Source organism: Microcoleus sp. EPA2 (assembly GCA_020882975.1).
In the GTDB taxonomy this organism is placed as follows: Bacteria; Cyanobacteriota; Cyanobacteriia; order Cyanobacteriales; family Microcoleaceae; genus Microcoleus.
The window spans coordinates 93,706-113,557 of the sequence record JAHRFD010000011.1 but is presented as its reverse complement, the minus strand read 5'-3'; the positions used below and the strand labels follow the sequence as shown (position 1 = coordinate 113,557).

Here is a 19,852-nt window from a genome sequence, read left to right as displayed (position 1 = left end):
TTTTGGGATACCAAGCTTTGCAGATGTTAAAAAAATAAAGTATGGCCGATGTTGAAGCAAGAAGATCCAACGAGTGCGTCGATCCGCTCCCGTAGTCGAAGCACAGGAACCGAGTCAGGAAGAAGCAAGAAGGATTAGCTCCTTGAACCCCCGATAGGAGCATGGTTGCATCACCCCCTTACTCCCCTTGGGAAGGGGGAGAGGATGGGATGGAGACTCGACTACAACCGACCCAACAGTAAAACTGTTTCTGGCGAAAATCAACCAAAAAAAGGCTGCGTTATTATCATGGTGAGCCAACTTTTAGATGGACGCTATCAAATCATTGAAGTCATAGAAACAGGAGAATTTGGACTAACCTATCTCGCTAAAGATATTCGCCGTCCAGGTGAACCTCAGTGTTTTGTCAAGCACCTGCGTCCAGGTAGCAGCGAACCGAAATTAATTAATGCTACGCGCCGTCTTTTCCAAAAAGAAGCAGAAGTTCTAGAAAAGCTCGGTTTACATGACCAAATTCCTCAATTATTTGCTTATTTTGAAGAAAATGAAGAGTTTTTCTTAGTAGAATCATTTATTGCTGGTCACTCCTTATCCACAGAGATTGTCCCCGGCAAGCCACTAACAGAAGAAAAAATGATTTCTTTGCTGAAAGAACTGTTAGAAATTTTGGTATTTGTACATGGACATGGAGTAATTCACCGAGATATCAAACCAGCCAATTTAATTCGCCGCTATGCCGACAATAAATTAGTTTTGATCGATTTTGGATCGGTGAAGGAAATACATATAGCCCAACGACAAGCGCCGGTGACTGTGCGGATCGGGACTCTGGAATATATGCCGATCGAACAATTTCAATATAACCCCCAACTCAATAGCGATATCTATGCTTTGGGAATGATGGGCATCCAAGCGATTACTGGCGTGCCGGCTTACGATTTGCCGAAACTGCGAGATTTGAAAAATTCTAATAAAGGTGAAATAATTTGGCGGCATTTAGCCAACTGTTCCCAAGGGCTAGCTGATGTTTTAGATAATATGGTGCGCTACGATTTTCGGGAACGATATCAGTCGGCGTCGGAAGCTTTAGCCGATTTGAGAAAAATAGGCGATCGCTCGCGATCGCGCATTCCCAAACTCACCATATATCGCGAAGAAGTCGATCGACGCACTAGCAGTCGCGGTGACATTACAGTTGTCGGCCGCCGAATATTAGACGAACTGCGTGTCAGCTTGGATTTGCTACCAGAAGAAGCAGAAGCCATCGAAGACGAGGTATTAAATCCTTACCGCAAATACAGGGAAAAAGGGGAACGCTACGAACAAGCACTGCAAGAAGCAATGCAGCAAGAATATCCGTTTTCGGCGACAACTCGCGATGAATTAAAACGGTTGCAGCAAGTTTTAGGACTTACGGATGAAGATGCGGCAAACATAGAAGAATTAGTCGTCCCTAAATCTTTATTCTCGAAATTATATAAGGCAATTTATACAGTCTTAGCAGGACACGGCAAGTCTAATCAGTCCCCTGGGGAAACTATTTCTCCACTCAACTTGCAGCCCAGTCAAGGGACCTACTCACCGCTTAATTTAAACGGAAAAACTGACTTGACGGTCAAGAATACCGCACCAATTGCCCCGCCGGAAACTCGCAAATTCAATCCTTTACTTGCGGGAGCTGCAATGGCTGCTATTTTAGCGGCGATCGGCGGAATTTATGGCTATTTGAAATGGCAAGAATGGCAGCAGCGACTGGCGAGGGACTCGCAACAAGTTAATCAAATTAATGCTCTTTATCAAGAAAGCAATTATGAAGAGTGCATCGGCGAAATACCCAAAATTGCTAACACTTCCACTAGCTATTTATCAGCTAAAAACTTACAAGAAAAATGCCAAGAAGGCCTCCGCTGGCAAAACCCCAAAGTCAAAAATTTTGCTCAACATTCCGATGCAGTTGGAGCCGTGGCTTTTAGTCCAGATGGCTTGATATTAGCCAGCGGTTCCAAGGATAAAACTATCCAAATTTGGGATTTAGCTACAGGTAAGTCGCTCCGTACTTTTCAGGGTGATTCATCCACGGTTTGGTCCGTTGCTTTTGACTCAAATGGCTCGCGATTGGTAACTGGTACGGGTTTTTGGAGAGTGATGCTGTGGGATTTGAAAACAGGGCAATTGATTCGCAGTCTTGACCATAATGCTTCTGTTTGGTCCGTGGCGATTAGTCGCGATGGTAAACTAATTGCTAGCGGCAGTGGAGATAAGACAACCAAGATTTGGGATGCTGTAGATGGCCGACTAATTAATACTTTGCCAGACCATACAGATTTTGTTTATTCTGTGGCTTTTAGTCCCGATGGCAAAACTTTGGTAAGTGCTTCTAAGGATAATAAAATTACAATTGTTGATGTGGTAACTGGGAGGTTGCTCAAGACTCTTGATGGTCATGCAGACCAGGTGAGAACTGTGGCTATTAGTCCCGATGGCAAAACATTATTTAGTGGTTCTTATGATGAAAGTATTAAAGTTTGGAATCTGGAAACCGGGGAGTTGATTCGTTCTATTAAGGGACATTCTGATGATATTGTATCGGTTGCTATCAGTCATGACGGGAAATTTATTGCTAGCGGCAGTAAGGATAAAACTATTAAAATTTGGGATGTGGCTACTGGTGAATTGCTGAATACTTTGACCGGACATTCCGATGAGGTTTATGTGGTGACTTTTAGCCCCGATGGCAAAACTATTGCTAGTGGTTCTAAAGATAATACTATTAGGTTGTGGCTGAGATAATCACGCTGTGGGATAGTTTTAGATTTGAGATGGGAGATTTTCGATTTTTGATTTTAAATTGAGTCCACAATTGACAACTGACAACTGCTCTAATTCCTCGTGATTTGGATAAATGTCCATTGAGTCTTCTCGGAACTTAAAATAATAGTAGAGATTAGCTACAGTTAAATCTGATATTTCTTGCCAACTGGAGGGGGCTAATGCTGGATATCCAGTGGCGATCGCCTGTTGGCTGATATAAAATTCCTGTCCTCGGCGGAGTTCCGGCTTCAGGGCGATCGCTAGCTGGTCCCGCAAGGAGAGAAAGTGAGACTTTTGCTTTAAATCTTCATAGAGTGAAAATTCCGGGGCTACTATAGTGAATGGAGTCTGGATCGTACTTTTTAAATTATCTACAGTTAGTTGATCTAAACTCGCTAATTGGTGCTGATCCTTTGGGGACAAAGTTTGCATCCAATCAACCTCCAGATGCCAAAATTCCAGCGCATTTAAATCGTGACCGAGAATTCTGATAATTTCGGGAAATAAAAAATCTAGTTCTAGTTCCGATTGGCATTCTTTAACCACAGTTAGACAATGTTGACGGATTTTTGATTGGAGTTCCTGGAGGCGATCGCTAACCATATCATAGGCCCGCTGCAACTGAAACGTAACGGCGATCGCCTGTTCTATCGCCCAAACGCATTCAATTTTCCTCATTTGTCCCGCCGAACACAACCCCTCCAAAAAACAGGAATTTTCATAGATTTTTAAAGCCTCAAACAACTCTTCACGCCCGCTATTAATTTCCGAATTCCGCAGTTTCACATCCCCTACAGTCAGGGCAGACTGGCAGCGTTTAATCCCTTTAGAAAAAACCTCATAACCATTAACCAATTGCTGGCGGTGTACCTCAAATTTTGAGTCATGAGCCACCTTATAAATCTGCTGAATTACCTCTACTCCTTTGTCTTTGAGGATATGCCTGAGATCGATAAAACCATCTTTAATTTTTAGCCTTTGCTGCTTTGCTTCTTCTTTTAATTGTAATATTTGTTCGAGATTTACTGCTGACAAAATGGTCGGGGATACATTCCCGACACCAATAACAGCAGTAGTGGCTTGCATCACAGCCAAATTAATTTTTAGCGAATTAAGCACTCTGTATATTTTTTGAAATCCCACATGAGTTTGAGCAATCTGCAAGGGTGCCATTGTCAGATGCACAGGGGCTACCAATGGCTCTAGGGGGCTACCTCCTGCCAAGTGTGCTAGCAATCCTAAAACTCCGCGAGTTTCTGGAATTTCACTCGTTGATTGATAAAATATTTTGGCAATCTCCACAAACTCCCCAGTCACTGGATCTCTAGCTGCGGGCAGCAATTTTCCTTTTTGGGTAGCAGGCTGTACCAGGTTGCCAGTATTGAGTAGAGCCTGAGTTGTAGGGGTGAATACATAATTCATGTTGTGGCTCAGTTTGCATTCAAAAAGGCAGATGTTTTGTATTGTATGCTATTTAGGGAGAGAGAGGAATAAAACGAAATGAATGAATATCTCAAGGTATTCCAGGCTATTACCCAGTTTAGCGATCGATTGCTCGCAGACGAATACCAATCCCTAGAAATGAAACAGTCAGCTACTAACCTCAGCGTAGATGTGCAACCCTGCATTCAAGAAATTAAGCAATCTGCCCTCAGACTCAAGGCTTTACTTCAGGTGTGTTTTAAAGATGTATCTCATGCTGAGGATATCTGGCATAGCAAGCCGAGAATTGCTCAAGCATCTTCCGTGGATATTTGGGAGCAAATTGGCAAACTTACCGGATGCGATGCGAGAATTCGTAATTTAGGAAAACAGGGCAAATATGAAGCTGTTGTTAAAGTGCGCCAACTCTGGAAAGAAAAGGCTGCTAAGTTACAAAATCAGTGGTTTTTGTGGGATGAAAATCAGCAAAAGTTTCTCAGAGATACTATTGGTTTTTATGAAAAAAATAATTTACATAAAGAGTTAAGAAATGAAGTGAATTTCCATGCAGAGCGGGTAGTTTTGGTTGTGGAAAATGAACTTAATGTAATTTTCAAAGAATTACAAAGTATAGACATAGAAAAACTTGAATTTTGTATTGAATGCTTCGATATCCAAAGTCAATCTAATTTTAGAGAGCAAGTACAGTCCCTAGGCGGAGAAATTGTCTCTAAGTTTACCGAACCTATGAAATATTTGCCAATCTCCGATCTGAAGACTTTCAAAGAAACCGTCAAAGTTCCGGTGGAAACTCTGGTGCATAAAAGCAATATGGGAATCAGTTTGGTAGATTTTGAAGAATGTTGTAAGGTGATTGGAGCGATTATAGATAATTTGATTATTTTAATATTTGAAGACCGGATTAATTTAGCAATTCAAACAATTGAAAAAATGATGAGGTTCTACAGTGATTTTTTAGAAAAGCAGGTGAGATACCAGAAAGAAACACCGGAACAGCGAGCGGCCCAAAAAAATTGGATGGAATTGCAGTTCCAACAACTCCAGGAAGTTCAGCAGCATATTGAATCCGTGATTGGTCAATAGTTATTGGTTATTGGTTATTGGTTATTGGTTATTGGTTATTTGTTATGGGTTATTTGTTATGGGTTATTTGTTATGAATTATTGGAGGCAGAGCCTCTAGGTATGTATTCCCAGGAATAGCCTGGGAACAAGATTCAACCAGACTCAAAACCAACAAAACAAACAACCCTTCGACTTCGCTCAGGGCGACGCAAATAACAACTAACGATCGACAACAGTCAACAATTCACTGACTATTGATATTGACCGCTGATTTCGTAGGCGATCGCTCCGAAAGAGGCTAAGCTGGCTAAAATTAACATTCCTGCTGGCATGAATTTGCGAGTTTTTGCCAACCGCAGAATAAACACCACTACTAAAACAGCAGAAATGGCTGCTGCTAATATTAAACCCCAACTTTGTCCCAGGATCTGGGCGATGCCAGCTAAAATTAGCAGCGAACCGCTAAGGAGACCAGAAATTAAGGAGGCTTGGCTTTTTGCCTTGACGTAGCCCATGATGCCACCAATCAGGGTTAAAGTCCCATAGCCTAGGGCTGCTGCTATACCTAAATTCATTTTTTATCCTTCTGATTTCACAAGTGCATCTAAATTTATACAGCGCGGCCTGCAATTAGTGTCACTAATTGTTAGAAAATTTATTAAACCCCACTGGGATATTTCACTTCGTTATACAACTGCAATTATGTCGGCCCTAACTTCTGGTGCGATCGCCCAAATTCGCTACCTCCAACGCCAAGCAGCATCCCTGTTGCTGTATCAATCTGTCTTCAAAAGCCCTGCTGGTCAAGCTTTTCTGGATTTGTTGCAAGCCCTGCACCATAGCGAAGTCAGCGGTATTGACTGTCTGACAGCCTATGGGAACTGGTTTAAAGTTCAGGCTGCTCAAAATATGAGCTGGAAAGGTTTCCTGATTTCCCAAATCCTCAAAGACGAAAACCCCTTTTCTCGCCAAGCTCAAAAAACAGATTTTGCCAGTTTGTCTCCCGCCTTAGTGGAAGCCGCGCGACATGATTTACAAGTGTTACAAAATCTTTATCAATGCAGCGGGGAGCAGTTGAGTAAGTGGGTGCGAGTCGCTGGACAACTGGAAGCCGTACCTCCGATTTGGGATTCTGAAACTATTAAAGAAAGCGACGATTTGCCTCTGCCTGGAAAACTGGAAAATTGGTCGAGTGCTGCGGAATCTTTGGCAGAATATTACCGCAAGTTTGGCACTGGTTTATTTGCTGAATATCGCGCATTTCAGTGGCGAAACGGTCAGTTGTCGAGTATTTATCATCCCGATCGCATCAAGTTGAAAGAGTTGGTTTGCTGCGATTGGCAACGAGATGCTTTGGTCAAAAATACGGAATTTTTGCTGGCGGGTTATCCGGCTTTGCACGTTTTGCTATACGGTAGTCGTGGTTCTGGTAAGTCTTCTTTGGTGAAGTCGCTGTTGAATGAGTTTGGCGATCGCAATTTGCGCTTGATTGAAGTATCTAAATCCGATTTGCAAGATTTACCGCTAATTATGGAACAGTTGCGAGGTGTTCCTCAGAAGTTTATTATTTTTGTAGATGACCTTTCCTTTGAGGAAGATGATGATGCTTTTAAAGCCTTGAAAGTGGTTTTAGAAGGGAATGTCACCGCCAAAGCTCAAAATGTAGTTGTTTACGCCACATCTAATAGGCGGCATTTAATTCGAGAGTTTTTTGACGATAGACCCCGCCCCCGCGATGGTGATGAAATTCACGCTTGGGATACGGTGCAGGAAAAACTTTCATTTAGCGATCGCTTTGGCTTGACTTTAACTTTTGAACCGGCCGATCAAAACACTTATTTAACCATTGTCCGACATCTGGCGCTCCTGGCTGGCATCCAACTGGCACCTGAAGATTTGGAACACCGGGCTAAAGAGTGGGCAACTCGCCGTAATGGGCGATCGGGCCGAACAGCCCGACAGTTTGTAGATTTTCTGAAGGCAGAGTTAGCTCTTTCACAAAAGTAGTACAATTCAAACACTAAAGAATGAGGAAATTACCATGGGTTTATTTGATAAAATAGCGCAGACTCGCCAACATAGTGAAGTCACTTTGGGGCCTGCCGAAGCATTTGCAGCGATCGCCCTAATTGCCGTAGCAGCCGATGGTTACATTAATGAAAATGAAAGTCAAGTTTTAAGCATGACTTTATCTCGGATGCAACTGTTTAGAAGCTATCCGAATGATGTCATGAAAAAAATGCTCGATCGACTACTGATGCTGCTGCAAAGACAAGGAGTTCAAGTATTATTTAATGCGGCTTTAGCCACACTTCCCGACGAATTAAAAGAAACTGTTTTTGCGGTTACAACTGATATCGCTTTAGCAGATGGTGAAGTTTCCCAAGAAGAAGAACAGCTTTTGAACGATCTGTACATTGCCCTGGGACTTTCCGAAGAAATTGCCATCAAAATAATCGACGTGATGTTGATTAAAAACAAAGGTTAAAAAATCAAGTTCAGGACAAAATTTTATGAGTTTTGAATTAAATAAATACCAGATTTTTAACTCAAAACTCAAACCTCAAAACTCAAACCTACTGGAAATGTCTTTTACTTACACCCGCACTGTCCGCTTTCAGGATACCGATGCTGCTGGAGTTGTATACTTTACTAACGTCTTGGCGATGTGCCATGAAGCTTACGAGGCATCTCTGGCCGCATCGGGAATCAATCTCAAAGCATTTTTTAGCAAGGCCGAGCTAGCCATTCCGATAATTCATGCTAATGTAGATTTTTACCGCCCGATGTTTGCAGGCGATCGCCTAACTATTCAATTGACACCAAAACAGCTTGCAGGCGATGAATTTGAAATTGCATATCAAGTTTTTTTGGGAGAAATTACAGGGAAATCCGCAGCTAAGGCTGTTACTAAGCACGTCTGCATTAATTCAGTTAACCGAACTAGAACACAGCTATCGGAACAATTGATGCAGTGGCTCAGCCCATTGTAGAGTTTAGATTGTTTCTACTGTTTATTTCTTGATGATTAATATGCCAAATCGCAATCGCAATTATGCCATCGTCGGCACCGGAGCTTTAGGCGGATTCTATGGTGCTAAACTGCAAAAAGCCGGTTTAGAAGTTAATTTTTTGCTACGCAGCGATTACGATCGCGTCAAAAAACACGGTTTGATTGTCGAGTCTCCCGAAGGTGACTTCACCCTCTCCCAAGTCCGCGCCTACCACGACGCGCACAAAATGCCTAAATGCGATGTGGTAATTGTAGCCCTAAAAACCACTCAAAATCACTTATTGCCCAAAATTTTACCTGGTTTATTAAAAGATAATGGCGTGGTTTTAGTATTGCAAAATGGACTGGATATCGAACCAGAAGTAGCTAAAATAGTCGGTCCAGAACGAGTGATTGGCGGGCTGTGTTTTTTATGTTCTTATAAAATTGGGCCCGGTCACATCTGCCATCTCGATTACGGGACTATCACCATGGGGGAATATTCCGAAAACTATAATCCCCAAAAAATAACTAATAGATTGAATCAGATTGCGAACGATTTTAAACACGCAAAGGTTCCGATTAAATTGAGCGAAGATTTACTTTTATCGAGGTGGAAAAAACTGGTTTGGAATATTCCTTATAATGGACTGTCTGTAGTATTGAATGCGAGAACAGACGAACTGATGGCTAATCCCGATACTCTGATTTTAATTGAAGAAATTATGAGGGAAGTAGTAGCGGGAGCAAAAAGTTACGATCGGATTATTCCCGATAACTTTATTCCACATATGCTCGACTACACTCACAAAATGAAACCCTACCGTACCAGCATGAAAATCGATTACGATGAATTGCGCCCCCTAGAAGTTGAAGCGATTTTTGGTAATCCGATACGATTGGCGGAGCAAAGAGGAGTTAAGTTGCCACAAATAGAGGTGCTTTACCGAATGTTGAAGTTTGTGGATGCTCAAAATCAAGAATTGGAAAGGAAGCGACAGCTATTAAGTTTGTAGTAATTGGGAATTCAATAGGTTTGTAGTCATGACTTTAATCGTCACTACAAACCATTTTTTCTTACCGACTAATATCAATTTCATAAAGTAGCGCTACATATCTACCCCCCCAACCCCCCCGATGCCTTGGGGGGGCTTTGAACTACATCTGTATTATGACTTTATGAAAATGGTATAAGAGGAGATGATATTAATTCCGGTTGTATCGTCAGGTGATTTAACCGCGAAGGCGCTAAGGACGCGAAGGAAGAGAAGAGAGAGTTTAATACAGGACGATGCTAACGGATTTTATCTGACACGATCGCAATTTCTTGTAATAATTCGCGATTGATTTTCCCTTGGGAAGTTCGCGGTAATTGTGCCGCCAAAACCCAATATTTAGGGCGCTTAAACTTGCTCAATTTACCTTCTATTGCCCTTTGCAAAGCTGTCACAGTAACAGCAGCATTTGTGGGAACGTAAATCGCCGTTACTACTTGACCCCAATGTTTGTCTAGCACACCAATTACTGCCACGTCAGCAACTAAATTAGTCGTCCTAATGGCGGCTTCTACTTCGGCAGGAAATACGTTTTCTCCGCCTGTAATAATTTTATCACTGTTACGCCCCACAATGTTTAAGTATTTATTATTATCTAAGAATCCCAAATCATCTACTGAAAAATAGTCGCTACCGCCCCAGGTAGTAGGATAATAACCCAAGGCTAAAGACTTAGCATTTACTGTAATATTTCCGACTTGATTGTCACCCAAAATCTCGCCTTTAACACTACGAATTGTTACTTGAGCGTGGGGCAAGATATGACCAGAACTGTTATTACCAGCTAGGAATTCTTCGGGTTTAAGTGTGGCAATTTGCGAAGCTGTTTCTGTCATGCCATAGGTTAGGGCTAATTTAATTTCATATTTTCTAGCTGCTGCCAAAAGTTCTGACCAAGCGGGAGCACCGCCCAAAAGTACGGTAGGAAAGCGTCGAAGCCAATTAGCTGTATCTGGATTTTGCAACAGGCGTTGCAGTTGAGTTGGAACTAGGGAAATGAAAAAGTCTTCGGGTTTGATATCGCATTTTTTGCCTGATTCTAGTCCTTTAAATACCTGGATGGCTAGTTTTCCTCCCGTACTAAAGCAACGCATGAATTGCATTAAACCGCTGACGTGATATAAGGGCAAAACGCAGAATGAGTTAATTCGATCGAGTTGAAAATATTCTTGGAAACCTTGAACTGATGCGGTTAGTGTTTCCCAAGTGTGGATGGCAAAACGGATTTTTCCCGATGAACCGCCGGTGGGAATCATAATTAATGGTAATTGGTAGTTGGTAATTGGTAGTTGGTAATGGTTTTTCTGTTTTTCGAGGGGAGATGTGACGAATCCCTTTTCACTGAGGTTTGGCGGTGCATTTTCCCCAATAATTATGTCTGGTTTGACTAAATCAAAGACTTGTTGCCATTCTGATTTTCCCCAGTTGGGATTGCACAGAAAAATGTGGGATTTGCTGGCACAAGCCGCTATGAAACTGGCAATAAATTGTACTGGTTCTGATTCGGCTAGGAAAATTATTTTTGGTGTGGGCTGTGGTTGATTGTGGGTTAGTTGTGGAAATAGGCGATCGACTATTTGACCAATTTGGCGACTTTCACCACCAATCAGCCAATTCTCAGGCAATCTGGATGCGATATCCAGAATATTTGCTGTTACATTTGTGCGGATAGATGCTTTCACGAATTTTATGATTTTTCAGTAGTCAGGTCAAATTCAAAATCTAAAATTGAATGATATTTGTCGTCGAACCAGTCATCAGTGCCGAAGCCTAATGCTCTAGAATTGGGAAACAATTCTAGAGCTAAATTCAATGCTGCTTGTCTGCCTATCTGGGTTTCAAATACGGAGGAAAAAACAGCGTCTATAGGGTGGATTTCACAAAATTTCCGCAGTTGGGATGGCGAACCGAGGATGGCTGGTTTGATGACGAAAATTCCCCTCCAGCCTCCCTCGTAGCATTCTTGGATGCGATCGAGATTGGCGACTGATTCGTCTAGGGCGATCGGAGTTTTGTAAACAGCGCTCAATGCTAGCATTTTATCAAATTGTGATACAGGTAAGGGCTGTTCTAAAAATTCAATTTTTACGGATAAGTTTGGATTTTTTAACAGATTGTCGCCAGTGTTTAGCCAGGTTTCAGCTTGGGAGTAATTGAGTCCACCGTTGGCATCTAATCGTAAAAATGCTGGATCGCGATCGCCCAAATCATCCATTGCCTCGATTAGCTGCTGAAAAACCTGTAATTCTTCGTCAATTGCCGCCACACCTATTTTCCATTTAAACGTCCTAAATCCCTGTTTCCAAAGCGTTTGTAAAGCCGATAAAGCTGTTTTCCCGGCGGGCAATAAACCACTGTACCGACTATTTTCTGCCTCGTGTAGAATCGATGCAGAGCCTGAATACGAGTTAGATAGTGCTGACTCGAAGCCAAATTGACAAGCAGGCAATTCACTGGAAATAGCGAAAATAGTTTCTTCTGAAATATTAGTTGGTAACGAGGTGCAAAAATCTAAAGCTTGGTCAAAACTTTCGGAACCAAACCAACTCAAAGGGGCAATTTCTCCCCAACGAATTTGACCTTTTTCGTCGGTAAGTCTCAGGATAATTCCCGATCGCATATCCCAAACACCGTGACTTGTTTGTAATGGACGCTTAAATTTTCGATGATAAGTCTGAAATTGAAATTGATATAGCATTTACTGAATAGGGAATAATTAGCACTGAGATTGTGCGCTTCACTCAGAATTACACACAGGTTCCGCGTAAGTTTTGTTAGTTATAAAATTGTCTCACAGCGGCGACAAATTCATCGATATTTTCAAAATGGATGTTGTGACCAGCTTTGGATACAATTTTGTTATGGGCTGCGGGACATAAACTGGCAATTTCTGTATTAATCCTTTGAAATTTATCATCGTATTCTCCCGCTAGCAACAGGAGAGGAATTTGATTTTGTGCTAGTTTTTCCCAGAGAGAGGGCTGGTTGCCGGTTCCCATGTTGCGGAGGGATTTGGCTAATTCTATGGGGTTATTTGCTAAACGGGTTTCGATGAGTCGCTCGAAATTAGGAGATTTTTTTAAGGATTGGAACAAAGGGCGATCGTACCAGTAGTATAAAAATTCTTGAAGGTTGCTATTTTCCAGTTTTTGTGCTATCTGCAAATCGGATTCTAGGCGGTGCGATCGCTCTTTTTGGGTCTTCAATCCCGGCGAAGCTGACTCCAGCACTACTTTCTCGAATCTGTCAGGAAAATGTAAGGTCATATAAAGCGCCAATCGCCCGCCCATTGAATAGCCTAATAACAAACATTTGTGTATTTGTAAATTATCTAATAGGTGTATTAATGCTAGCGCTGTATTTGACATATTATAGCAAGTTTCTTCGCCATTGATGTTGGTTTTTCCGTGACCAGGAAGGTCAACTGCTAGACAGTAATAACTTGGAGAAAGTAAGGCAATGATGGGAGTAAAATCTTGCAAATCACCAGTAAATCCGTGGAGTAATAAAATTATTCGGTGTGTGGGTTTTCCCGTTAAGGAATAGTTAAAATTATATTTTTTCACTTGTTGCATTTGTGATTAATAGAAGTAATTCTGTTGGTAGTCAGGACTTTAGTCATGATTGACTAAAATTTGGCAAAAATGACTAAAGCCCTGACTACGAAACATATTTCTATTTTACTTCAATTGGCGATCGCCCCATTTACAAAACAAACCCCAACGCCAGCAGTAAACCGCTAACAAAATGCAGGGTGACAGCAATAAACTTGCAGTTGCTGACTTTTGCTGGCCGATCGTGATTGTCTGTGACATGGCGGCAAAGGTCGATCGCAAAAAACACACTCCCAAAAATCAACAGAGTCCAAATTGGGAAAATTTGCAACAGCACAAACAGCACAGTCAAAGCATAAATGCTACCGCAAAACCACTGCAACAACTGGGCACTTTTTTCTGTACCGAGTCGAACAATAGGGGATTTTTTACCCGCAGCCAAATCATCCGCCACTTGATGAAAGTGAGAACAAAATAAGATAATACTCGTAGTAATTCCCACGATTACTGAAGCGCCAAAATTAGTGGCTGACCAAGTTTGAGTTTGACTGTAATAAGCAGCAGCTAAAGCTAGGGGACCGAAGGTAAAAAAACAGATAAATTCTCCTAAACCCTGATAGCCCAAACGAAAAGGAGGCCCTTGATAAGTGTAGCCAAGGGCGCAACACAAAATTACGAGTAAAATCACTGTTGGGTCTTGTTGCCACCAAGAAATAGCACAGATTCCCGACACTCCCAAAGCTAAAAACAGATTGGCCAACCAGAAAATCAAAGCTTTATTTCCGGTTAAGTTAACGAGGGAATGTGCTTTGTTTTTGTCGATTCCGGTTTCCGAGTCAAATACATCATTGGTGAGATTCAGCCATGCTATAATTAAGATAGCTGACATTAAAAAAGTCGAAAATATTGACCAATTAATCCTTTGAGTTTCCGCAAAAGAAATTGCAGTTCCTACGGAAATAGGAATCACGGCAACGCTGTACATGGGTGGCTTGATTGCCGCTAGCCACAGTTTACTATTTGGACGTTCAATTAACTTTGTTGTCATTATACAAACTTGATTCAATTGATAGCAGCTTAGTAATTTTACAATTTTATTGGTTAAGTAGGTGTAATGTGTATCAGGTTGAGTGCGTGCAGGCATCCATTCAAAGGCTGTGGGGGTAGTCAAACTGTGGAAGTATCCCGTCTGTAAACCTCTGTGGGGCGATCGACTTTTGGCGACTGTTAGGCGATCGATCTATAAAGTTTTGTGTCTAAATGTTTCGATAGATCGCCCCAGAGTCTGTTTTTTTGCCCTAGGGAGTCGAAACCGGGAGGGAAACTAGAAAGGTGATGTTTGGCGATCGCCCTCCCGTGCTTAGATCGAAATAGGGGTTATGGCGGGACAAACCCGCACTCTTGCTGACAAATCTGCTATTCTCGATTTCATGACAGTAATACCGCATCGCGCTAATCTTTTGCAAGACCGCAATCAACTGCATCAGTTGCTGTTAGATTGTCAGCAGTCTTTAACTGACAAATATCAAACCAAAATAGTTAGTATTTCTCAGGAGATTTACCCTCTCGATCCGCTAGCTGTACTGCAAGAGATTTCCGAACCTTGTCAGCGGCACTTTTACTTTGAAAAAAGAGACCTCATTCCCGACAAAAGTTTTGCGATTGCCGCCATTGATTCGGCAATTCATCTCACAGTAGCAGGAAGCGATCGATTTGCTGTGGCGCAAAACTTTATTCGTTCAACACTTGCCAATACAATTACCATTGGTACAGAACGCTTGCCCTTGAGCGGGCCTCACTTTTTTTGCAGTTTTGCTTTTTTTGATGAGAACCTTGCCTCTAATTCTTACTTTCCACCCGCTACCATATTTTTACCAAAATGGCAGATTTCTAGACAACAAGATAGCTGTATTATTGTCGCCAATGCCCTGGTAGAAAAAGAGATAAATGTCAAAAAAATAGCGGAAAATATTTGGCAAACTTTTGAAAAAATTGCATTTCTGCCCTACCGTAAATTAACTAATTATATCCATAACTCCATAGCTTTCAAACAAATACCAGTGAATGATGCTAATCAATTTAAAACATCTGTTAAATCTGCGTTAGAATTGATAGAGTCTAAATATTTTAGCAAAATTGTTTTATCCCAAGCCATCAATGTGATTTCGGAAACCAGTTTTAGTGCGTTCGATTCCTTAAATAACTTACGCCTCAGTTATCCAGGTTGCTATGTATTTTTAACCAGTAACGGTCAAGGTCAAAATTTTATTGGAGCTAGTCCAGAACGCTTAATTAGCATTCATAATAATCAGTTATCAACAGATGCTTTAGCTGGTTCAGCGCCCAGGGGCAAAACCGAGGCAGAAGATGGGAATTTAGCCAAAGGTTTATTGCATAGTGAAAAAGATATTAGAGAACATCGAGTGGTGATTGATTTTATAGTCGATCGCCTGTCGCAACTTGGCATAAGTCCCAATTGTTCCCCAGTACCAAGACTGCTACAGCTATCAAACATTCAGCATTTGTGGACACCGATCGCGGCTCAAATTCCGCCTGATATTCATTTATTAAATATTTTAGCCCAACTGCATCCAACCCCAGCGGTAGCGGGCGTACCGAGAGATATAGCCCTAGAACAAATTCGTCGCTGCGAAACCTGCGATCGCTCTTTGTACGCAGCACCCATAGGCTGGATAGATGCCCGTGGCAATGGGGAATTCGCCGTCGGCATTCGATCGGCATTAATCGACGGCGATCGGGCTATACTCTATGCTGGTGCCGGTATTGTGGCCGGTTCGGAACCGGAAAAAGAACTAGCAGAAATTCAGCTCAAATTACAACCACTTTTAAATGCTTTGGTTTAGTTAATTGTTTATTTAGTTATAGTAAGTAAAAATGTATTTTGATAATTATTTGGGTATAATATCTGAGCACAATACAGACTTGAGCTACTCAAATTTAGCAATGTCAATAGATTTTCGGAATACAAATACTCTCTGGTCTTCAATATTAGCAGAAACTTTGCAGCGCCTGGGATTGACTACCGCTGTCATTTGTCCCGGTTCGCGATCGGCACCATTAACAATCGCCTTTGCCCAAAATCACAATATAGAAAGTATTCCCGTCCTCGACGAACGTTCAGCCAGCTTTTTTGCATTAGGAATTGCCAAAAAATCCGGTTTACCCGTCGCACTCATTTGCACATCTGGAACCGCCGCCGCCAACTTTTATCCTGCTATCATAGAAGCCAGAGAAAGTCGAATTCCGTTGCTAATCTTCACAGCCGATCGACCTCCCGAACTGCGGGATTGCCATGCTGGACAGGCGATCGACCAAGTGAAAATCTACGGCAACTATCCCAACTGGCAAGCGGAATTAGCCATGCCTGCCACGTCCCTAGGAATGTTAGGCTATTTGCGGCAGACGATCGCCTATGCTTGGGAGCGGGCACAATTTCCAACTCCAGGCCCCGTTCACCTCAACATTCCCTTTCGTGACCCCCTTGTACCCGTTTCAGACATAGCTGTAGAAGCTTTAGAAACACAATTTGATATGGAGGATTTCTTTGCAGGATTAGAACCGATTATTATAGGAGAAATTTCTACCCCCCCCAGCCCCCCCTTGCTAAGGGGGGGAGTAAGAAGAGGAAGTGGCATAGAACCCAGCCACCCCTTGTTAAAAGGGGGAGTAGGAAGTGGCATAGAACCCAGCCACCCCTTGTTAAGGGGGGGAGTAGGAAGTGCCATAGAACCCAGCCACCCCTTGTTAAGAGGGGGAGTAGGAAGTGGCATAGAACCCAGCCACCCCTTGTTAAAAGGGGGGGTAGGAAGTGGCATAGAACCCAGCCACCCCTTGTTAAAAGGGGGAGTAGGAAGTGCCATAGAACAATGGCAAAAGTGCAGCAGAGGGATAATTATTGCGGGAGTTGCACAGCCTCAATTTCCCGAACAGTATTGTAGGGCGATCGCCCAAATTTCCCAATCCTTAAACTGGCCTGTTTTAGCAGAAGGACTATCCCCACTCAGGAACTACGCTCAACTCAACCCCCATCTCATTTCCACCTATGATTTAATCCTGAGAAACGGCGAACTAGCAGATAAATTAACCCCAGAAATAGCCATTCAAATCGGAGACTTACCCACAAGTAAAGAACTGCGAAACTGGTTAGATAAAACGCAACCCAAACGATATATAATCCATCCCAGCCACCACAACTTCGATCCCCTACACGGCAGAACCATCCACCTGCGAATTTCCCCAGAAAATCTCGCAACAGTTATCTCCCCTCAAGTCCCCCCCCTTACCAATACCCAATCAACTCAAGTCCCCCCCCTTACCAATACCCAATCAACTCAAGTCCCCCCCCTTACCAAGGGGGGGTTAGGGGGGGTTAACACCTCTGAATCAAACGAATACCTCCAACTTTGGCACAACACCGAAACCCAAGTCAGACAAGCAATAGACCAAAAAATATCAGCAATTCAAAACATAATTGAACCCAAAGTTTCCTGGCTGCTTTCCCAAATATTACCAGCAGGCACACCGATATTTATTGCCAACAGTATGCCAGTCAGAGATGTAGAGTTTTTCTGGCAGCCAAATAACTTAGAAATCCAACCTTTTTTCAATCGCGGTGCTAATGGCATAGACGGCACATTATCAACAGCTTTAGGAGTTGCACACCGCAATCAAAGCTGTATAATGTTAACAGGAGACTTAGCACTTTTGCACGATACCAACGGTTTTTTAATTAAAAATAAATTGGTCGGTCATTTGACAATTATTTTAATTAATAACAACGGCGGTGGGATTTTTGAAATGTTGCCCGTTGCTAAATTCGAGCCACCCTTTGAAGAGTTTTTTGCCACCCCGCAAGATATCAACTTTGCTAAGTTGTGTGCAACCTATGGTGTGGAACACGAGATAATTGACGATTGGGAAGTGTTCCAAGCAAAATTAAGTTTGTTGCCAAATAGGGGGATTCGGGTCTTAGAATTGGCAACCAATAGACGCACAGATGCTAAATGGCGGCAAGATAATCTCAGTAAATTTACGCAAGGTTCGTAGTCAAGCATTCATGCCTTTGTTAGGTAATTTAATGACTAAAGTCCTGACTATGAACCTGATAGGGACTGTATTTAAACTGCTGGTTGAACTAGCAGCGGCTCTAAGTTTCCTTCGGCATCAAGTTTGTGAATGTCATCGCAGCCACCGACGTGTTGGTTATTAATGAAAATTTGGGGCACGCTGCGGCGTCCGTTGGCGCGTTGAGCCATGGCATTTCTAGCTGCTTCGTCGCCGTCAATCTTGTATTCGGTGTAATTTACGCCTTTCCACCACAGCAAGGATTTGGCGCGGATACAATAGGGACAGGTTTGCCATGTGTAGATTTCCACGTTGGCTTTCATGCGATCGGGTTTGCGCCCTAATATGGGATTGAGAAAGTCAAGCATTTTGAGTACCGGGGGTAAAAGTTGAACTGTTTGAGGGATTAACGATTATTTTACTAAACCCGGTCATTCCCAAGTCCTACCCAAAGGTGAGGGTTGGGTGGAATTGCCCGCCACTATGGGTGAGGCTGTGACTCAAGTCACAAATAAACTCTATTTGGATCACTTGCCGGCACCCAAAATAATCACCTTCCTATCCTCATCAATGTCACCGCTGTTTTCGGAAAATACGGAGATGATGTATATATCGAATTCAATCTTACTGCCATGAATCCCGTACAACTCCTCCCCGGCGCTATCTCTGAAATCCTCGCTTCTGTAAGCGACACAGGTGTTTTGACTCTAGCCGATCGCTACGGTTTGATGGCGGCGACCTTTGACGAGTCTCTGAATGAGGAAGAGAGAGGCTGTGTCAACCGCTTGCTACGGGCTGTCAGAAAAGGCAAAGTCAAAATCGTCAACGAATTTTCCGCAGCATTCTGATCGGGATTGACAATTTTGTTCGGAATCCAAAGTCATTCAACGGTAGATCCCAAAAACGGTGAAAATAGGCGGTAACTACAGCAGCGGTAATTTGAATTCGATTGAAAGTTTTCTCCTGTAACTGAACAACGGTTTTTTTCTCTAAGCAGCCTGTAAAGGTTGCTTTTTTGTGACGTAGAGTTTAACGGTGCGGCCCAAAGATTACAAATTTTCTTGTATAATTCTATAACATTCCTCTATAGTTGCTCTTTTTTCCATTGCTGTAACTAGAGCTTCGTAGGCTAATTTATGGCTTTCGATGAGATTTTTAGCTTGGAGAGCACCCCAGTTTTGCTTGAGTTGAATTTCGGAACTTGGACGCCGGAGTTGTGTGAAAATTGCATTAATTTTAGTGCGGTCTTCGGCTCCGCCTTCGGCATTACCATAGACAAAATTTTCAGCGACTATTCCCGCCATCCAAACGGTGCAGTATCGGTCTAAAAGTTGGGCGGAAAGTGTGCCATTTTGCAGTTGTAAGGCTAATTGTTCGTCTTCAAATCGAACGCCTCCTTGGGCAGATTGGCCTTGTTTAAATGCTTCCCAAGCGTTGAGGGCGTAGCCTGTGACGGGAATTCCTAATAGGTGTGCGACTAGAAAGTGTCCGGCTTCGTGATGGAGGATGCGATCGCGCCTTTGTTTGGAAGTGCCCGCGAGCAAGTCTAATAAAATTGTCCCGCCTTGACCTTGCCACTGGAAAGTATCTAAGGTGGCGAGGCCCAAAAGACAAAAAGTGGCGATCGCCGGTACGGCCTCTGGCAAATTGAAAAGTGGTCCTAATAAGATTGAAACAGTGATGGCAAATATAGAAATAGCGATAATATTCACAGAAGTTTCTTTCATAAAATTGTTATTAGTTATGGGTGATTAGCGATCGGTTATTAGTTATTAGTTATTGGTGCTTTATGATTATACCAAAAACCAGCAACTGAGTAGTGACTCATCTTTAATTTGGTAGATCGAT

Annotated in this window: 17 protein-coding genes; 9 read left to right on the top strand and 8 right to left on the bottom strand. The window is 42.5% G+C overall.

The window, feature by feature from the left end; translation table 11 throughout:
• The first annotated feature begins 288 nt into the window (after positions 1-288).
• Complete coding sequence (locus tag AAFP14_RS12570; RefSeq protein WP_341732632.1) at positions 289-2,790, top strand: serine/threonine-protein kinase; 2,502 nt, start codon at positions 289-291, stop codon at positions 2,788-2,790.
• An 18-nt stretch (positions 2,791-2,808) separates the two neighbouring features.
• Here the strand turns inward: AAFP14_RS12570 and AAFP14_RS12565 are convergent, their stop codons facing one another.
• Positions 2,809-4,233: a hypothetical protein gene (locus AAFP14_RS12565; RefSeq protein ID WP_341732589.1), complete on the bottom strand. Its 1,425-nt coding sequence runs from the start codon at positions 4,231-4,233 to the stop codon at positions 2,809-2,811.
• 78 nt (positions 4,234-4,311) lie between these two features.
• Here AAFP14_RS12565 and AAFP14_RS12560 point away from each other — a divergent pair, with 78 nt between their 5' ends.
• A complete protein-coding gene (locus tag AAFP14_RS12560; RefSeq protein ID WP_341732588.1) occupies positions 4,312-5,337 on the top strand; it encodes a hypothetical protein in 1,026 nt (341 codons plus the stop codon).
• A gap of 232 nt (positions 5,338-5,569) precedes the next feature.
• On the opposite strand, the gene AAFP14_RS12555 is transcribed toward AAFP14_RS12560, so the two are convergent.
• Positions 5,570-5,893: a TMEM14 family protein gene (locus AAFP14_RS12555; RefSeq protein ID WP_341732587.1), complete on the bottom strand. Its 324-nt coding sequence runs from the start codon at positions 5,891-5,893 to the stop codon at positions 5,570-5,572.
• Between the two features lie 127 nt (positions 5,894-6,020).
• Here AAFP14_RS12555 and AAFP14_RS12550 point away from each other — a divergent pair, with 127 nt between their 5' ends.
• The 4 genes from AAFP14_RS12550 to AAFP14_RS12535 are packed head-to-tail and all read left to right on the top strand — an operon-like array spanning position 6,021 to position 9,326.
• Positions 6,021-7,325: an ATP-binding protein gene (locus tag AAFP14_RS12550; protein ID WP_341732586.1), complete on the top strand. Its 1,305-nt coding sequence runs from the start codon at positions 6,021-6,023 to the stop codon at positions 7,323-7,325.
• A gap of 34 nt (positions 7,326-7,359) precedes the next feature.
• Positions 7,360-7,806, top strand: coding sequence for a tellurite resistance TerB family protein (locus AAFP14_RS12545; protein ID WP_341732585.1), 447 nt, complete (start codon positions 7,360-7,362; stop codon positions 7,804-7,806).
• A 25-nt stretch (positions 7,807-7,831) separates the two neighbouring features.
• Positions 7,832-8,311 (top strand): acyl-CoA thioesterase, encoded by a 480-nt coding sequence (locus AAFP14_RS12540; protein ID WP_341732584.1) that lies wholly within the window; start codon positions 7,832-7,834, stop codon positions 8,309-8,311.
• 40 nt (positions 8,312-8,351) lie between these two features.
• Positions 8,352-9,326, top strand: a complete 975-nt coding sequence (locus AAFP14_RS12535) for a putative 2-dehydropantoate 2-reductase (protein WP_341732583.1) — start codon at positions 8,352-8,354, stop codon at positions 9,324-9,326.
• A 278-nt stretch (positions 9,327-9,604) separates the two neighbouring features.
• Here the strand turns inward: AAFP14_RS12535 and AAFP14_RS12530 are convergent, their stop codons facing one another.
• The 4 genes from AAFP14_RS12530 to menA all read right to left on the bottom strand — a co-directional run bounded on the left by AAFP14_RS12530 (position 9,605) and on the right by menA (position 13,967).
• Entirely contained in the window at positions 9,605-11,047 is a 1,443-nt protein-coding gene (locus AAFP14_RS12530) for a 2-succinylbenzoate--CoA ligase (RefSeq protein WP_341732582.1), read from the bottom strand.
• 5 nt (positions 11,048-11,052) lie between these two features.
• Positions 11,053-12,063 carry an o-succinylbenzoate synthase gene (locus tag AAFP14_RS12525; RefSeq protein ID WP_341732581.1) on the bottom strand — a complete coding sequence of 337 codons (1,011 nt, stop codon included), beginning with the start codon at positions 12,061-12,063 and terminating at the stop codon, positions 11,053-11,055.
• A 76-nt stretch (positions 12,064-12,139) separates the two neighbouring features.
• Positions 12,140-12,940: a 2-succinyl-6-hydroxy-2,4-cyclohexadiene-1-carboxylate synthase gene (gene menH, locus AAFP14_RS12520; protein WP_341732580.1), complete on the bottom strand. Its 801-nt coding sequence runs from the start codon at positions 12,938-12,940 to the stop codon at positions 12,140-12,142.
• A 130-nt stretch (positions 12,941-13,070) separates the two neighbouring features.
• Positions 13,071-13,967, bottom strand: a complete 897-nt coding sequence (gene menA, locus AAFP14_RS12515) for a 2-carboxy-1,4-naphthoquinone phytyltransferase (protein WP_341732579.1) — start codon at positions 13,965-13,967, stop codon at positions 13,071-13,073.
• 382 nt (positions 13,968-14,349) lie between these two features.
• On the opposite strand from menA, the gene AAFP14_RS12510 reads away from it, so the two are divergent.
• Complete coding sequence (locus AAFP14_RS12510; RefSeq protein ID WP_341732631.1) at positions 14,350-15,783, top strand: isochorismate synthase; 1,434 nt, start codon at positions 14,350-14,352, stop codon at positions 15,781-15,783.
• 100 nt (positions 15,784-15,883) lie between these two features.
• Positions 15,884-17,986, top strand: a complete 2,103-nt coding sequence (gene menD / locus AAFP14_RS12505) for a 2-succinyl-5-enolpyruvyl-6-hydroxy-3-cyclohexene-1-carboxylic-acid synthase (RefSeq protein ID WP_341732578.1) — start codon at positions 15,884-15,886, stop codon at positions 17,984-17,986.
• A gap of 71 nt (positions 17,987-18,057) precedes the next feature.
• Here the strand turns inward: menD and grxC are convergent, their stop codons facing one another.
• Positions 18,058-18,372, bottom strand: a complete 315-nt coding sequence (gene grxC, locus AAFP14_RS12500; RefSeq protein WP_341732577.1) for a glutaredoxin 3 — start codon at positions 18,370-18,372, stop codon at positions 18,058-18,060.
• 264 nt (positions 18,373-18,636) lie between these two features.
• Here grxC and AAFP14_RS12495 point away from each other — a divergent pair, with 264 nt between their 5' ends.
• Complete coding sequence (locus AAFP14_RS12495; RefSeq protein WP_341732576.1) at positions 18,637-18,852, top strand: hypothetical protein; 216 nt, start codon at positions 18,637-18,639, stop codon at positions 18,850-18,852.
• 201 nt (positions 18,853-19,053) lie between these two features.
• Here AAFP14_RS12495 and AAFP14_RS12490 read toward each other — a convergent pair whose 3' ends face one another.
• Positions 19,054-19,731 carry an ATP-dependent Zn protease gene (locus AAFP14_RS12490; RefSeq protein ID WP_341732575.1) on the bottom strand — a complete coding sequence of 226 codons (678 nt, stop codon included), beginning with the start codon at positions 19,729-19,731 and terminating at the stop codon, positions 19,054-19,056.
• Between the last annotated feature and the right edge of the window lie 121 nt (positions 19,732-19,852).

Bases quoted from the DNA above. Each gene is read 5' to 3' on its own strand.
- AAFP14_RS12570 (WP_341732632.1), top strand. From the start codon at position 289: ATGGTGAGCCAACTTTTAGATGGACGCTATCAAATCATTGAAGTCATA.
- AAFP14_RS12565 (WP_341732589.1), bottom strand. From the start codon at position 4,233: ATGAATTATGTATTCACCCCTACAACTCAGGCTCTACTCAATACTGGC.
- AAFP14_RS12560 (WP_341732588.1), top strand. From the start codon at position 4,312: ATGAATGAATATCTCAAGGTATTCCAGGCTATTACCCAGTTTAGCGAT.
- AAFP14_RS12555 (WP_341732587.1), bottom strand. From the start codon at position 5,893: ATGAATTTAGGTATAGCAGCAGCCCTAGGCTATGGGACTTTAACCCTG.
- AAFP14_RS12550 (WP_341732586.1), top strand. From the start codon at position 6,021: ATGTCGGCCCTAACTTCTGGTGCGATCGCCCAAATTCGCTACCTCCAA.
- AAFP14_RS12545 (WP_341732585.1), top strand. From the start codon at position 7,360: ATGGGTTTATTTGATAAAATAGCGCAGACTCGCCAACATAGTGAAGTC.
- AAFP14_RS12540 (WP_341732584.1), top strand. From the start codon at position 7,832: ATGAGTTTTGAATTAAATAAATACCAGATTTTTAACTCAAAACTCAAA.
- AAFP14_RS12535 (WP_341732583.1), top strand. From the start codon at position 8,352: ATGCCAAATCGCAATCGCAATTATGCCATCGTCGGCACCGGAGCTTTA.
- AAFP14_RS12525 (WP_341732581.1), bottom strand. From the start codon at position 12,063: ATGCTATATCAATTTCAATTTCAGACTTATCATCGAAAATTTAAGCGT.
- menH (WP_341732580.1), bottom strand. From the start codon at position 12,940: ATGCAACAAGTGAAAAAATATAATTTTAACTATTCCTTAACGGGAAAA.
- menA (WP_341732579.1), bottom strand. From the start codon at position 13,967: ATGACAACAAAGTTAATTGAACGTCCAAATAGTAAACTGTGGCTAGCG.
- AAFP14_RS12510 (WP_341732631.1), top strand. From the start codon at position 14,350: ATGACAGTAATACCGCATCGCGCTAATCTTTTGCAAGACCGCAATCAA.
- menD (WP_341732578.1), top strand. From the start codon at position 15,884: ATGTCAATAGATTTTCGGAATACAAATACTCTCTGGTCTTCAATATTA.
- grxC (WP_341732577.1), bottom strand. From the start codon at position 18,372: ATGCTTGACTTTCTCAATCCCATATTAGGGCGCAAACCCGATCGCATG.
- AAFP14_RS12495 (WP_341732576.1), top strand. From the start codon at position 18,637: ATGAATCCCGTACAACTCCTCCCCGGCGCTATCTCTGAAATCCTCGCT.
- AAFP14_RS12490 (WP_341732575.1), bottom strand. From the start codon at position 19,731: ATGAAAGAAACTTCTGTGAATATTATCGCTATTTCTATATTTGCCATC.